The 14153-nt window shown below is 69.3% G+C and carries 10 protein-coding genes and 1 pseudogene; 9 read left to right on the top strand and 2 right to left on the bottom strand.

Features of this window, described 5'->3' with window-relative positions:
- Window positions 1–20 precede the first annotated feature (20 nt).
- From ACZ5NW_RS35705 to ACZ5NW_RS35715, 3 genes are all read left to right on the top strand, one after another.
- The gene (locus ACZ5NW_RS35705) at window positions 21–461 is read left to right on the top strand and encodes an SRPBCC family protein (protein WP_468748191.1); all 441 of its coding nucleotides are present in this window, start codon (window positions 21–23) and stop codon (window positions 459–461) included.
- Window positions 462–597: 136 nt separating this feature from the next.
- Window positions 598–1691 (top strand): IS630 family transposase gene (locus ACZ5NW_RS35710; protein WP_468748192.1). Its coding sequence is split into 2 segments (ribosomal slippage): window positions 598–1059 and window positions 1062–1691, totalling 1092 coding nucleotides; the frame shifts between segments, so codons are not numbered across the junction.
- A gap of 51 nt (window positions 1692–1742) precedes the next feature.
- Entirely contained in the window at window positions 1743–2372 is a 630-nt protein-coding gene (locus ACZ5NW_RS35715) for a DUF1345 domain-containing protein (RefSeq protein ID WP_468748193.1), read from the top strand.
- Window positions 2373–2433: 61 nt separating this feature from the next.
- On the opposite strand, the gene ACZ5NW_RS35720 is transcribed toward ACZ5NW_RS35715, so the two are convergent.
- Together ACZ5NW_RS35720 and ACZ5NW_RS35725 are read right to left on the bottom strand one after the other, a co-directional pair.
- Window positions 2434–3657 (bottom strand): PucR family transcriptional regulator, encoded by a 1224-nt coding sequence (locus ACZ5NW_RS35720; protein WP_468748194.1) that lies wholly within the window; start codon window positions 3655–3657, stop codon window positions 2434–2436.
- 145 nt (window positions 3658–3802) lie between these two features.
- Window positions 3803–6295 (bottom strand): ATP-dependent Clp protease ATP-binding subunit, encoded by a 2493-nt coding sequence (locus tag ACZ5NW_RS35725; protein ID WP_468748195.1) that lies wholly within the window; start codon window positions 6293–6295, stop codon window positions 3803–3805.
- Between the two features lie 284 nt (window positions 6296–6579).
- On the opposite strand from ACZ5NW_RS35725, the gene ACZ5NW_RS35730 reads away from it, so the two are divergent.
- The 6 genes and pseudogenes from ACZ5NW_RS35730 to ACZ5NW_RS35755 all read left to right on the top strand — a co-directional run bounded on the left by ACZ5NW_RS35730 (window position 6580) and on the right by ACZ5NW_RS35755 (window position 14025).
- Entirely contained in the window at window positions 6580–7191 is a 612-nt protein-coding gene (locus ACZ5NW_RS35730) for a DUF1269 domain-containing protein (protein ID WP_468748196.1), read from the top strand.
- 154 nt (window positions 7192–7345) lie between these two features.
- Window positions 7346–9658 (top strand): FdhF/YdeP family oxidoreductase, encoded by a 2313-nt coding sequence (locus ACZ5NW_RS35735; RefSeq protein ID WP_468748197.1) that lies wholly within the window; start codon window positions 7346–7348, stop codon window positions 9656–9658.
- A 47-nt stretch (window positions 9659–9705) separates the two neighbouring features.
- Window positions 9706–10659 carry a Dyp-type peroxidase gene (locus ACZ5NW_RS35740; protein ID WP_468748198.1) on the top strand — a complete coding sequence of 318 codons (954 nt, stop codon included), beginning with the start codon at window positions 9706–9708 and terminating at the stop codon, window positions 10657–10659.
- A gap of 122 nt (window positions 10660–10781) precedes the next feature.
- Window positions 10782–11645, top strand: coding sequence for a YihY/virulence factor BrkB family protein (locus ACZ5NW_RS35745; RefSeq protein ID WP_468748199.1), 864 nt, complete (start codon window positions 10782–10784; stop codon window positions 11643–11645).
- 8 nt (window positions 11646–11653) lie between these two features.
- Window positions 11654–11740 (top strand): annotated as a pseudogene (locus ACZ5NW_RS35750) (helix-turn-helix domain-containing protein); the annotation flags it as partial.
- A 326-nt stretch (window positions 11741–12066) separates the two neighbouring features.
- Window positions 12067–14025 carry an ATP-binding protein gene (locus ACZ5NW_RS35755; protein WP_468748200.1) on the top strand — a complete coding sequence of 653 codons (1959 nt, stop codon included), beginning with the start codon at window positions 12067–12069 and terminating at the stop codon, window positions 14023–14025.
- Window positions 14026–14153 lie beyond the last annotated feature (128 nt).

Genomic DNA, 14153 nt, shown 5'->3' on the forward strand with positions numbered 1-14153 from the left:
CCCGGAAGGAGACATCGACAATGGCAGACATCCTGCACCGCATCGCCATCACCGTCGCCCCCGAGGACGTCTACACGGCGCTCACCACCGTCGACGGCCTCTCCCGCTGGTGGACCGAGCAGACGGACGGGGACCCCTCCCTCGGCGGCGTGGTCCGGTTCCGCTTCGAGCCCGGCGGCTTCGACATGAAGGTCCTCGAGACGAGCCCCGCGGAGCGTGTGCTCTGGGAGGTCGTCGACGGGCCCGAGGAGTGGATCGGCACGCAGATCAGCTTCGACCTCAAGCAGGAGGGCGAGTACACCATCGTCCTGTTCAAGCACGAGGGCTGGCGCGAGCCGGTGGAGTTCATGTCCCACTGCAGCACCAAGTGGGCGACCTTCCTGATGAGCCTCAAGCGCCTGCTGGAGACCGGCGCCGGCGAACCCGCCCCGCACGACGTCCAGATCAGCAACTGGCACTGAGCAGGGTCCCATCCTGGAGGGCTCGCGTATTCAATTGCTGTGCCTCCCGGAACCCGGAGGGGTTCCCGCCTACTGACCTCTTCGGAGTGTTGTCGGCAGTGGTGACGTGTGGTGATCCCTGCGGTAGGCCGGTGGTATGCGATACGCGCAGGGTGGCGGACTGACCGCCGAGAGGCGGCGATTACGCGAACGGATCCGGTACGAGGCAGGCGAGCGGTTCGGTTGCGGTGAGAGAACCGCGGTGATCGCGAAGGATCTGCGGGTGAGTGAGCGGTCGGTGGAACGCTGGCGGCGTGCCTGGCAGGAGGGCGGGGTGGACGCACTCGCCTCCGCGGGACCGCCGAAACTGCCCAAGCTGTCCGATGAGCAGTTCGCCGAGCTGGAGAAGGAACTGGCGCTGGGGCCGGCCGTGCATGGCTGGGAGGACCAGCGGTGGACCCTGGCCCGGATCAGAGAACTGATCGCCCGGAAGTTCCGACTGGAGTGCTCCTCGGCGGCGGTGTGGCGGCTGCTGCACCGGCACGGCTGGTCCTGGCAGTGTCCCGCCCGCCGGGCACTTGAGCGCGACGAGCAGGCGGTGGGCCTGTGGAAGAAGGATGTGTGGCCGCAGGCGGAATGACTGCGGCGGCGCTGGGGGCCTACATCGTCTTCGAGGACGAGGCCGGATTCTCGATGACGCCGCCGCGCGCTCGCACCTGGGGCCGGCGTGGGCACACACCGGTGGTGCGGGTGCGGGGCCGCTCCTGGCGCCGCTGGTCGATCGCGGCGATGTGCTGTTACAAGCCGGGCGAGACTTCCCGGCTGATCTACCGGCCGCGCCGCCACCGCAAGCACAAGGGCAAAGGACGCGACACCTTCGCCTGGAGCGACTACCGCGACCTGGTCGTCCGCGCCCACATCCAACTCCAGGCTCCCATCGTCTTGATCTGGGACAATCTCAACACGCACCGGGCCGCCGGGATGCGCGAGTACGCGGCCGCACACGACTGGCTCACCATCGTCCAACTGCCCTCTTATGCACCGAACTTGAACCCGGTCGAGGGGGTCTGGTCGCTGTTACGGCGCGGCCCACTGGCCAACGTTGCCTTCACCGACGACGAGCATCTCGAGCGCGCCCTCCGCCGGGGCTTACGCCATATCCAGCTCCGGCCCGACCTCATCGATGGCTGCCTGGCCGGCACCAGACTGACCCTCACCCAGCAGCCGACAACAACCTGCGGAAGTCAGTAACACGCACCGCTAACGATCTGTCGGGCAACGACGGCACTACGGTGAGGGCGTATGAGGAGTTGGTTGCTGGATGCCGTGCCCCGTCTTGCCGGCTCGGTGATCCTTGGTGCTGGGGTTGGCGTGGCCGTCGGCATCCCGGCGGACCCGGCGCTGGGGGCTTTGGCCGCCATCGCCGCAATGGAACTGTGCTTCGTGCTGACGGGCTGGGTGGTGCTGTGGCCGATGGACGCCGTGGCGACCCACCGCAATGCGCGGCGGGAGGACTTCCGGCCTCTGCTCGATGAACTCGTCGTGGTGGCGGTGGCGCTGTGCGGGTTGTTCGCCATCGTGCTGCTGCTCCTGCGAGGCAGGTCCGACAGCACTCACGCGGCGGCGGCGACGTCCCTGTGCGGGGTCTTCGTTGCCTGGGCGGCGCTCCATCTGATGTACGCCGCCCGCTATGCCTATGTGTACTGCGAGGCTGGCGGCGGGATCGACTTCAATACGGACGATCCGCCGGCGTACCGGGACTTCTTCTATTTCAGTTACAACCTCGGCATGACCTATCAGGTGTCGGATACCGATGTGTCGAGTTCGGCGATCCGCGCCATCGTGCTGCGGCACACGCTGTTGTCCTACGTCTTCGGCACCAGCATTCTCGCCACCGCCATCAACCTCGTGGTGGGACTTGTCAGCGGCTGACGGCCTGTCGTGTGGGCGGGCCGGCGTTCTGTTCCACGACCGTGCCCGAGGTGCCCGTCGGTCATCGCCTGGCGGCGTTGAGGCGTACTGCTTGTGCCGCGGTCGCCAGTTCGGCCAGCGCCAGGGGGTCTTGGAGGGAGCGTCCGGTCAGTTCGCGGATGCGGTTGAGCCGGTAGCGCACCGTGTTGGGGTGGCAGTGCAGGAAGCGGGCTGCCCGCTCGGCCGATCCGCCGTGGTGCAGGAACGCGTGCAGGGTGCTCAGCAGGGCGTCGCGGTCCTCCGGCGGGAGATCGAGCACCGCGCCGAGGACCCGGTCCGCCAGCCGCCGTCCCTCGTCCGGGTCGTGGGCGAGCAGCGCGGCGAGCGGGCTGGAGCTGAACGGGCGTACGTCGGCTGTACCGGCCGGGATCTCGGCGAGTGCCGAGCGGGCTAGGTGCAGTGCGCGCGGCGTTTCGGCGAGCGACAGGTAGGGCGGGCTGATGCCGGTGCGGGCGCCGGCCCCATCGCGCAGTGTGGCCAGCATCGCGGAGCCCTGTTCCTCGCGTACCGCCACGACACCGGCCTGCGTGGTCGGGGTGAGCTGCCAGGCCGACACGATGCCCCGCTCGGCGAGACGCCGTTCGATCCCGAGCAGGCTCTCCTCGGCGAGGCCGGCGGTTTCCGCGGCCACCACCACCAGTTGCGTGTCGAGCGGCAGTCCCAGGAGCCGGCCTACCTCCCAGGGGCCGGCGTCCTGCACCAACTGACCGGTGAACAGCGCCTCCACCAGCGCCGAGCGCCGCCGCTGCTGGGCGGCCAGGAGCTCCGCGGTGGCCGCCCGGTACGCCTCCGTGAGTAGCAGCGCGTGCTCGTCCGCGAGCCGCCACAGCCTGCTCGACGCCTCCAGGAGCGCGTCCATGGTGTCGGCTCGGCCGTCCTTGCGGGCGTAGGCGACCAGCGCGTCGAAGAGCATCGAGCAGCCGATCCGGTAGACCTGCAGGACCTCGGGCAGGGGCGCCCGCTGGTGGGCCCGGCGTCGGCCGGTCTCGGAGGGCGCCGCCCGGTCGAGGGGGACGTCGGGATCGTCGAGACCGCCGACCATGAACCCGAGGTTGCGTTCGATGGACCGGCGCAGATCGTCGCGCGGGACGACTTCGCCTTCGCGATACAGGTCGATGCGTTCGCACACGGCCGCGTCCACGTCGTTTATCAACGTGGTGAGGTGGTCGCGGGCCCACGCGACCAGGGAGGTGAGCGCGGGATTGCGCACCCCGTCAGCTCTCTGTGCAGTGGTCCGCTCAGCCATCGACGCTCCCCGTCCGGCTGACATCGTACGCGCAGCCGTACGCCGGCAATGCCCGGTGCGGGCTCGGCCCGGCCTTGACGCGGGTGCCCTGATGCTGTGTGCCGTGGTGTCGTTGGAATGTGATCGGTGTCGTGGTTCGCACGGGTCAGTCGGTTGCGGCGGGGTGGACGGTGATGTGGAGGGTGTCGTGATCGACGTCGGCGATGATTGTGTCGCCGGGCTCGGCGGTGCCGCTGAGAAGGATTTCCGCGATCCGGTTGTCGAGTTCGGCCTGGATCGTGCGGCGCAGGGGGCGGGCGCCGAACTCCGGCTGGTGGCCGTGCGCCACCAGCAGTTTCTTGGCTGCCTCCGTGACGTCCAGCGTCATTCCCTGCGCGTGCACCCGGCGCTTGCTCTGCTCCAGGAGGTGGTCCACGATCTGGGCGAGGTCGTCCTCGGTAAGGCTGTGGAAGAGGATGATGTCGTCGATGCGGTTGAGGAACTCGGGCAGGAACCGGGTGCGCAGGAGCTGCATCAGCTCGTCCTTGAGCTCCGACACGTCGCCCTTGTGGTCGATGATGCGCTGGGCGCCGAGGTTGGAGGTCATGATGACGACACAGTGCCGGAAGTTGACGGTGCGGCCCTGGGCGTCGGTCAGCCGGCCGTCGTCGAGGAGTTGCAGCAGGGTGTTGAAGACATCGGGGTGCGCCTTTTCGACCTCGTCGAACAGGACGACGCTGTAGGGCTGGCGCCGGACCTTCTCCGTGAGCTGGCCGGCCTCCTCGTAACCGACGTATCCGGGAGGTGCGCCCACGAGCCGGGCGACGGTGTGCTTCTCCTGGAACTCGCTCATGTCGAAGCGGATCATGCGGTTCTCGTCGCCGAACAGCAGCTCGGCGAGTGTCTTGGCGAGTTCGGTCTTGCCCACGCCGGTGGGGCCGAGGAAGAGGAAGGAGCCCACGGGCCGGTTCGGGTCGCCCATGCCGGCGCGGTTGCGGCGTACGGCCTGGGAGACGGCGGTGACCGCCTCGTCCTGGCCGACGATCCTGGCGTGCATCTCCTCCTCCAGCTTGAGGAGCCTGTCCTTCTCGCTGGCGGTGAGTTGGGAGACGGGGATGCCGGTACGCCGGGAGATCACGTCGGCGATGTCGGCGGCGGTGACGGAGACGACGCCTTCGCGCCGTTCCTCAATCCCGGCCAACTCGCCTTCGGCCTCGTCGATCCGTGCCTTCAGCTCGGTGGCTTTCTCGAAGTCCTCCACTGCTACCGCCTGGTCCTTGTCGCGGCGCAGCCTGGCGAGGCGGTCCTGCACACCGACCACCTCGGTCGAGCGGTCGGCGCTGCGCAACCGCACCCGCGCGCCCGCCTGGTCCATGACGTCGATGGCCTTGTCGGGCAGGAAGCGGTCGCCGATGTAGCGGTCGGACAGTTCCGCCGCCGCCACCAACGCCCCGTCGGCGAAACGGACTTGATGGTGTGCCTCGTAGGCGTCGCGCAGGCCCTCCAGGATCTGCACCGTCTCCTCGACCGTGGGCTCGGGGACCATCACGGGCTGGAAGCGGCGTTCGAGTGCGGCGTCCTTCTCGACGTACTTGCGGTACTCGTCGATGGTCGTCGCGCCCACCACGTGGAGTTCTCCGCGGGCCAGGGCTGGCTTGAGCATGTTGCCCGCGTCCATCGCGCCCTCACCCGTGGCACCCGCCCCCACGACGGTGTGCAACTCGTCGATGAACAGGATGATGTCGCCGCTCGCGGCCTGGACGTCTTCGATGACCTTCTTCAGCCGCTCCTCGAACTGGCCCCGGTACTGAGCGCCAGCCACCATGCCCGACAGGTCGAGGGCCACTACCCGCTTGTCCCTGAGGGTGTTGGGGACCTCGCCGGCCACGATGCGCTGGGCGAGCCCCTCCACGATCGCGGTCTTGCCGACGCCGGGTTCGCCGATGAGCACGGGGTTGTTCTTGGAGCGCCGCGAGAGGATCTCCACGGTCTCCTCGATCTCCTGCGCGCGGCCCACCACGGGGTCCAGCTTTCCGGCCTTCGCCTCTTCTGTCAGGTCGCGCCCGAACTCGTCCAGCGTCGTCGACGGCGCCGCCTTCCCGTCCGCCGCGGCGGCATCGGCCTGGGACGTCCTGTCGGTGAGACCGCGCAGCTTTTGCACGTCCACGCCATCGCCGCGGATCAACCGCCCGGCGCCCGTGTCGGTACCGCTCAATATGGCGCCGAGGATGTGCTCGGGGCCGATGTAGGAGGCTCCGTTCGCCTGTGAGTGGGAGTAGGCGGCAGCGAGGGTGCGCTTGGCGGCGGGGGTGAGGCCCGGTTCGGCCGACGGCTCACCCGATTCCTGCGGAAGCACGTCGGCGATCTTCGACGCGAACGCATCGGGGTCCACGCCCGCCTGGGTCAGCAGGCTCCGTGAGGGTTCCACCTTCGTCGCGGCCCACAGCAGATGGTCCGTGTCCAGGTCCGAGGTCCCGTCCTGCACCGCTCGCTGCGCGGCGAGACTGAGCAGTTCCTGGGACGGCTCGCTCAACAAGCGTCCGATCGGGACCCGTTGCACGGCCGGAGGCGACGACGCGGGTGACATGCCGAAAAAGCGGTTGAACAAGTCACTGAAAGGGTCCGACGAACCGAAAGCTGAACCGAAAGGCATGGACATGGGAACTCCAGATGCGGTGGACACGCACGAAGTCGTACTTCGGCGAGCCGGCACGCTCGCAGCGCGCCGCGCGGACCGGGCCTTTGCCGGAAGTCTCACGCTAACGCCGATACGCGTACTCGACACCTTCTCGCGCCGGTACTAGCAGGCGTCACAAACTTGCTTGTCGCGACCGACAAACCGGGCCTCGACCTGCAGAAATCCGGGATGGTCGTGCTTTAGCTTCGGTGCTGTACGCCGTATCCTCGCCCGCTGTCCGAGCGGCAGGGCTTCCTGGAGGAACCATGCATGACACGCGGTCCCGGAATGTGATCGCGATTCGGTTCGCCGAGGACGACAAGACATATCGCGCACTGGCGCTGCTCAAGAAGGCCGACGCCGATGGTCTTGTCGACGTGCACGCCGCCGTGGTGGCCGAACGGAGGGCTGACGGCGCCCTTGAGGTCATGGCCGGCACCGACAACGTCACGGCGGCGGGAGTGACCACGGGCAGCCTCATCGGTGCGCTGGTGGGCCTGCTGGGCGGCCCGTTCGCCGTGCTGCTGGGCTGGGGTGCCGGTGCCCTCGTCGGCGGGGCGATCGACGTGCACCGGGCGTCCGGGGTCGACGCCGCCCTCAGCGAGCTGGCCAGGACGGTTACGCCCGGGCGTAACGCGCTGATCGCCGAGGTGACCGAGACCCGCGTGAGCGTCATCGACAGCGAGGTCGCGGCAGGCGGCGGCACGGTCGTCAGGCACCCGGCTCATGAGGTCCTGGACGAGTTCGAGGCCACCGCCAAGGCGGCCAAGGAAGCCCAGGCTGCCGCGGCCGCCACGCTCCGCACTCAAAAGCGCGCGGAGGGTCGCGAGGAATTCCATGAGCGCTGGGAAACGATCAGTAGCAGGATGCACCTGTGAACCCACGGCCCGCTCCCTTCCGCACGCCAGGAGCCGCAGCGCGTGGCACTCGCCGACTCCGGGCCCGCTGCACCGTGTGGCAGCGGGTGATCCCCCGGCATAGCCTGAGACAGCGACGACCGTTGGCCCGCCCGGGTCGGAAGGGGTGAGGCATGTGAGCGCCTCCGATGACAGCCGGGATCAGCCGGAACCGCAGGTGGGCCCCGTCGCCGAAGGCGAACCAACGGCCGAACGCTACCGGCATCCTGCCGCGGGCTGGGGGGCGGCCAAGAGCGTGGGCCAGGTACTGGTCCGCGAGGGCGCCCTCGTGGACGGGCCGCGCGCGATCATGCGGATGAACCACGAGAACGGCGGCTTCGACTGCCCCGGATGCGCCTGGCCCGACGACACCAAGGGCCTGCACCTGGACATCTGCGAAAACGGCATCAAGCACGTCACCTGGGAGATGACCCGCAAGCGGGTCGACCGCCGCTTCTTCGCCGCCCACTCGGTCACGGAATTGTCCGGCTGGAGCGACTTCGCCCTCGAGGACCAGGGCCGACTGACCGAGCCCATGGCCTACGACGCCCAGTCGGACCACTACGTCCCCATCTCCTGGCACGACGCGTTCGAACTGGTCGGCCGGGTCGTGCGGGAGCTGGACGACCCCAACCAGGCGTCGTTCTACACCTCCGGCCGGCTCGGCAACGAGGCCACCTTCCTCTACCAGTTGATGGCCCGGGAACTGGGCACGAACAACCTGCCCGACTGCTCCAACATGTGCCACGAGGCCAGCGGCCGCGCAATGCAGGCCTCCTTGGGCACCGGCAAGGGCACGGTCGACCTCAAGGACTGGGAGGCCACCGACGCCCTGTTCATCATGGGGGTGAACGCGGCCTCCAACGCGCCCAGGATGCTGACCGCGTTGGCCGAGGCGTACCGCCGCGGCGCCCAGATCGTGCACGTCAACCCGCTGGTCGAGGCAGCCGCGACACGCACCATCGTCCCGCACGACTTCACGGACATGGCCCGGTTCAAGGCGACCCGGACCAGCACCCTGAACCTTCAGCCGCGCATCGGCGGCGACATGGCGCTCCTGCGGGGCATGGCCAAGGCGATCCTGGAGCAGGCGAAGACCGATCCCAAGGCACTGGACCGGGAGTTCATCGACCGCCACACCGCCAACTTCGACAGCTACCGGAAGGTGTGCGAGGACACGTCCTGGCAGGAGATCGAGCACCAGTGCGGCCTCAGCCGCGACGACATCCTCAAGGCGGCGCGGGTGTACCGGGACGCCGACCGCAGCATCTTCAGCTGGTGCCTGGGCGTAAGCCAGCACGAACACGGCGTCGACACCGTCCGCGAGATCGTCAACGTCCTTCTGCTGCGCGGCAATCTGGGCCGGGAGGGGGCAGGACCGTCACCGGTGCGCGGACACAGTAACGTCCAGGGCAACCGGACGTGCGGCATCGACCACCGCCCCGCCGACGAGTTCCTGGACCGCCTCGCCGACGTGTGCGGCATCGACCCTCCCCGCGCGCACGGGCTCGACACCGTCGGCACCATCCAGGCCATGCACCACGGCGAGGTGAAGGTGTTCGTCGGCATGGGCGGCAACTTCGCCCTCGCCGCCCCCGACAGCGCCTACACCTACGAGGCGCTGCGCTCCTGCGACCTCACCGTCCAGGTGAGCACCAAGCTGAACCGCAGCCACCTCGTCCACGGCCGCCAGGCACTCATCCTGCCGTGCCTGGGCCGCACGGAGAAGGACCACCAGCGCACCGGCATCCAGAGCACCTCCGTCGAGGACTCGATGAGCATGGTGCACCTCTCCGTCGGCATGAAGCGTCCCGCCTCCGCTCAACTGCTGTCCGAACCCGCCATCATCGCCGGCATGGCGCGCGCCGCCCTCCCGGGCAGTGCCACCCCGTGGGAGTGGTACGTCGAGGACTACGACCGCATCCGCGACACCATGGCGCAGGTCCTCGACGGGTTCGAGGACTGCAACCGCCGCGTACGGCTGCCGCTCGGCTTCCGCATCAAACAGCCCGCCCGCGAGCTGGTCTTCCACACTCCGTCCGGACGCGCCGAGTTCTCCGCGGCCCCGCTGCCCGACGTCGTCCCCGCCGCCGGCGTCCTGGCCCTGGGTACCATGCGCTCGCACGACCAGTGGAACACGACCATCTACTCCGACAACGACCGCTACCGAGGAGTCAAGAACCTGCGCACGCTCGTCTTCATGAACGAGGAGGACATGCGCGAGCGCGGCATCGCGAAGCTCGCCCCGGTCGACATCGTCAGCACCGCCAAGGACGGCACCCACCGCCGTCTCAACGGCTACCTGGCGATCCCGTACGACATGCCCAGAGGCTGCGCGGCCGGGTACATGCCGGAGATGAATGTGCTGTGTGCGATCGGTGACTACAGCACGCAGAGCGACCAGCCGCTCATGAAACACGTCAAAGTCCGCATCACGCCCGCCGGTTGAGGCCTTTCCGCAGGACCAGTGCCCCGAAGAACGGGAAACACGAAACGATGGACGAGACAGGCTCCGTAGCCGAGCCGCAGTCCGTGATCATGCCGCCGGCGAAGTCCGCCGTGTTCCTGGTGTGCACCCTCACTCCGGGCGGCGAGGACACCGTGCACGCCCTGCTCCAGGACATCGCCGGACTGACGCGCACCGTGGCATTCCGCGCCCCGGACACCGAACTCACGTGCGTCGTCGGCATCGGATCCGACGCGTGGAGCCGACTTTTCACCGGCCCACGTCCGCGCGACCTCCACCCCTTCATGCCGCTCACCGGCACCCGCCACCATGCCCCCTCGACCCCGGGCGACCTGCTGTTCCATCTCAGGGCCCGTCACATGGGTCCCTGCTTCGAACTGGCCCAGCTGATCTGCGCACGTCTGGACGGCGCCGCGATGGTGGTGGACGAGGTGCACGGCTTCAAGTACTTCGACGAGCGCGACCTTTTGGGCTTTGTCGACGGCACCGAGAACCCGGAGGGCCGACGCGCCGCCGACGCGGTCTTCATCGGCGAGGAGGACCCGCGGTTCGCGGGCGGAAGCTACGTCGTCGTCCAGAAATACGTGCATGACCTCACCTCCTGGAACGCGCTGACCACCGAAGAGCAGGAGAAGGTCATCGGCCGGACGAAGCTGAGCAACGTCGAACTGCCCGACGAGGTCAAGCCGCCGGACTCGCACGTCGCCCTCAACACGATCACGGACTCGGACGGCACCGAACTCAAGATCGTGCGGGACAACATGCCCTTCGGTCGCGTCGGGGAAAGGGAGTTCGGCACGTACTTCATCGCGTACGCGCGCACCCCCGAGGTGATCGAGCACATGCTGCGGAACATGTTCCTCGGTGACCGCCCGCACGTCCACGACCGCATTCTCGACTTCTCCACCGCAGTCACCGGCGCCCTGTTCCACGTACCCACCACCGACTTTCTGCACGATCCGCCCAACCCGCCCCCGGGGTGACACCGAGTCCAGGACGAGTGAAGACGAGAGGAGGGGGCGCGGCTGTGGAATCAGCCCCAGGGGCAGCCTCGTACACCGAACAGCAGGACCGGCCAGGACACGGGAGCAGCTCGCGCCGCCGGATGGCGCGTCGATTTCTGACCGAACTGCGCAAGGACAACCTGGGCGACTGGGCTGCCGCGTTGACCTACTACGCCGTCCTGTCCTCTCTTCCGGCCCTCCTGGTGCTGACGTCCCTGCTCGGCGCCATCGGCCCCTCCCTGACCGAGCCGCTCCTGCGTGAGGTGAGCGACTTCGCACCGGGCCCCGCTCACGCCTGGATCACCCACGTACTGGCGGCCGTCGAGCGGCGGCACACGGCGGCGGGCATCGCCGGAACGCTGACCCTGATATGGGCGGCCTCTCGCTACGTCGCCGCGTTCATCCGCGCCATGAACGCCGTCTACGACGTCCCCGAGGGCCGCCCCACCAGGCTCCTGCTTCCGTTGCGCATCGGGCTGACCGTGCTGACGCTCCTCATGGTGACCACGGTCGCCTCAGTGGTGGTCCTCAGCGGACGACTGGCCGCCCGCGTCGGCGCCGGACACAGCGCCGTCACCGCATGGCAGTGGGGCAAATGGCCGCTCCTTCTGCTTCTGGCCGGTCTCCTGATCGCCCTGCTGTACTGGGCCGCCCCCAACGCCCGCCAGCCGTTCCGCTGGGGCACCCCCGGCGGCCTGGTCGCGGTCGCGCTCTGGTGCGCCGCCTCCACGGCCTTCGCCTACTACGCCGCGCACTTCGCCTCCTACAACCGGGTGTACGGAAGTCTCGCGGCCGCCATCACGTTCCTCATCTGGGTCTGGCTGGCCAACCTCGCTCTTCTGCTGGGAGCCGAGCTCAATGCAGAATGGGAACGCGAACGCGCCATCGCACAAGGGCTCCCCGCCGATCAGGAGCCCTACATGACCCTGCGCAGCGCGGTGAGGATCCACAATGACGCCCCGTGACACCAAGGGCCCCCCGCTTACGGGCGACCCGGCTGTCGGCGAACCGATGGCGGCGAGCTTTGACTTCGGGCCGTCGGCAGGCACTGGCCTCTAAAGCCCTGGTCCCAGAGGGCATCACCGCCGACACAGCCACGTCCAGCGAGTGCGCCAAAAGCCCCCACTATGTAAGGGAACCGGACGGCCCCGGCCCGCGGGAGGCGGGACGCATGCGCCGGGTGCGTTCCGCGCCCGCGGACGCAATCGGGCGGGCGTTCGAGGCATCGTCATGGCGCGTGAACGGTCCGCCGACATCGCCACCGGCAGTGGGCTGCCGCGTTGAGGTTCCCGTGACACCTCAGAAGTAACGGTTCTGCATTCGGGGCAGCCGACCCCCGGGCTGGCGGTGTCAGCACGTACTGATCTCTGACAAGTGTGAAAGACCATGAACATGTCGAAGTGTGTCGGCCATCGTGCCGTGCCGCCTGCGGACGGCGTCCGGGCGGCTTATGACCTGGTCGGCCGGGAGCAGGAATCTGCTCTCCTTGAAAGGTTCTTGACTGGGCATCGCCTCGTGACGGTGGCCGGCAGGGCCGGTGTCGGCAAGAGCCTGCTGGCCGCGGTGGCCGCCCGGAGGATGCGGGGGCCGTGGCGGCGTGTGGTCCACGTGCGCTGGCGTAACAGCGGGCCCGGGGAACCGGAAGGACTGGCTGCCGCCGTGTGCCGGGCACTGACCGGCCGGCGCCCGCGCCGCGGTGAAGCCGGCGTCACCGGCCTGTTGCGGCATGTGCCGGCGACTGGCCTGCTGCTGTTCCTGGATGACGTCGACCCAGTTCACCGGGAGTGTATGGGGCTGGTGCAGCGTCTGCTGGTGGGGGTGCCGGGGCTGCGGGTCCTCGTGACGTCGCGCCGGGCATTGGGGCTGGGCGAGGAGCAGGTCATGGCGCTGGAACCACTGGCCACGGACGCCCGCGGCGGCGGCGCGGCGGGGGCGCTGTTTCTGAGCCGGGCCCGGGTCGCGGTGGAGGACTTCCAGGTCGACAAGGCGGGCCTGCAGGCGGTGGAGGCCATCTGCCGGTCACTGGAAGGGGTTCCGCACGCGATCGAGCTGGCCGCAGAGCAGGTGGCGCATCGGACGGTACAGGAACTCTCTGAGCTCCTGGAGCACCACCAGTGCTGGCTGCACAGCCCGCACCCCGTCCTGCAGCGGCACCGTTCGGTGCGGGACACGATCGGGGCGAGCTACGCGCTGTGCGAGCGCGAGGCGCGGATCGTATGGGGCCGGGCCAGTGTCCTGGCCGGCGGTTTCAACGAGTCCACGGCCGTGTTCCTGTGCGCCGGCGGAAGCGTACAGCCGCACCAAGTGCCGTCCCTGCTGGCGCAGCTGTCGGCCATCCGCGTGCTGGAGCCGATGCGTGACCCCGGAGGGCTGTGCCCGCCTCGCTACCGGATGACCCGGGCAGCGCGGGACTTCGGGGCGGAACGCCTGCGGGCGGCCGGCGAGGCGGAGGTCGTCGCGGAGCGCCGAGCCGTGCACGACCGGCAGGTGGCGCTGGTGGCCGGGCGCCTGTGGGCCGAGGGCCGCCAGAGCCAGGCCGTGCGCCTGGTGCAGGAGGAACAGGACGAGCTCACCGCCGCCCTTCGCCAGGCGCCGAGCTCTTTCGACCAGGCCGAACTGGCTGTGGACACGGTTGTCTGTCTCTGGTTCTGGTGGGTGCTCTACGACCGGGCCGAGGAGGGACGCGACCACCTGCTGCGGCTGCTGCCCCAGTGCCCGGCCGACAGCACGGCGGGCCTGCGTGGCCGGTGGCTCGCGGCGTGGCTGACGGCCAGCCACGATCCGCAAGGCGCCCGCACGCTGCTTGGCCGGACCTGGCCGGCGGCCGTCATGGCCGGCGATGACGCCCTTGTCGGCCACGTCGCCCATGTACAAGGTGTCCTCGCCCTGCGTGAAGGCGATCCAAGGGCTGCCGCCGGGCACTTCGAGGAGGCCGCTGGCACCATTCCGGCCCAGGCGATGCGCGGCCCGGCGCCGGCCATGAGCGTAGCCGCCCAGGCCCTGGCCCAAGCGGCGTACGCACCAGATGCGGCACGCCGCACCGCACGGCAGGTGCTGGCCCGGCCCGGCCACCGCGACGACACCTGGGCCTGCACTCTGGCCCGCTACGTCACCGCGCTCGCCGACCACCGCAGCGGGCACAGCGGTCGTGCCTGGCGCCGTGCCCTTCGCACCCTCGCCGAACTGGAGCACACCCTTGCCGTGCCGCGCGGCTGTGCGGCGCTGCGTGCGCTGATCACCGACATCGAGGCAGGTTCTCCCGGCCCTGTGCACCTGCCGTTGCAGCGCGTGGTGGCCCGTCAGGAGGCATGCTGGGGCACGAAGTTCGGTGCCGTGATCGGTTGAGGGGCGGTGGTGCGCCGCCGACGGCGCCACTGCCGTTGCAGATGACCGACGACACGGTGGGTGGTGGGACCGCGCGACTCCAGGCACGGCAAGCGCCCCGCCCGCGGTCCACGCGGGCGGGGGTGCGA

The organism is Streptomyces sp. NPDC032126 (genome assembly GCF_055580085.1).

What these genes read in the sequence shown, in the direction of transcription:
- ACZ5NW_RS35705 (WP_468748191.1), top strand. Translation starts at nt 21, where the DNA reads ATGGCAGACATCCTGCACCGCATCGCCATCACCGTCGCCCCCGAGGAC.
- ACZ5NW_RS35715 (WP_468748193.1), top strand. Translation starts at nt 1,743, where the DNA reads ATGAGGAGTTGGTTGCTGGATGCCGTGCCCCGTCTTGCCGGCTCGGTG.
- ACZ5NW_RS35720 (WP_468748194.1), bottom strand. Translation starts at nt 3,657, where the DNA reads ATGGCTGAGCGGACCACTGCACAGAGAGCTGACGGGGTGCGCAATCCC.
- ACZ5NW_RS35725 (WP_468748195.1), bottom strand. Translation starts at nt 6,295, where the DNA reads ATGTCCATGCCTTTCGGTTCAGCTTTCGGTTCGTCGGACCCTTTCAGT.
- ACZ5NW_RS35730 (WP_468748196.1), top strand. Translation starts at nt 6,580, where the DNA reads ATGCATGACACGCGGTCCCGGAATGTGATCGCGATTCGGTTCGCCGAG.
- ACZ5NW_RS35740 (WP_468748198.1), top strand. Translation starts at nt 9,706, where the DNA reads ATGGACGAGACAGGCTCCGTAGCCGAGCCGCAGTCCGTGATCATGCCG.
- ACZ5NW_RS35745 (WP_468748199.1), top strand. Translation starts at nt 10,782, where the DNA reads ATGGCGCGTCGATTTCTGACCGAACTGCGCAAGGACAACCTGGGCGAC.
- ACZ5NW_RS35755 (WP_468748200.1), top strand. Translation starts at nt 12,067, where the DNA reads ATGAACATGTCGAAGTGTGTCGGCCATCGTGCCGTGCCGCCTGCGGAC.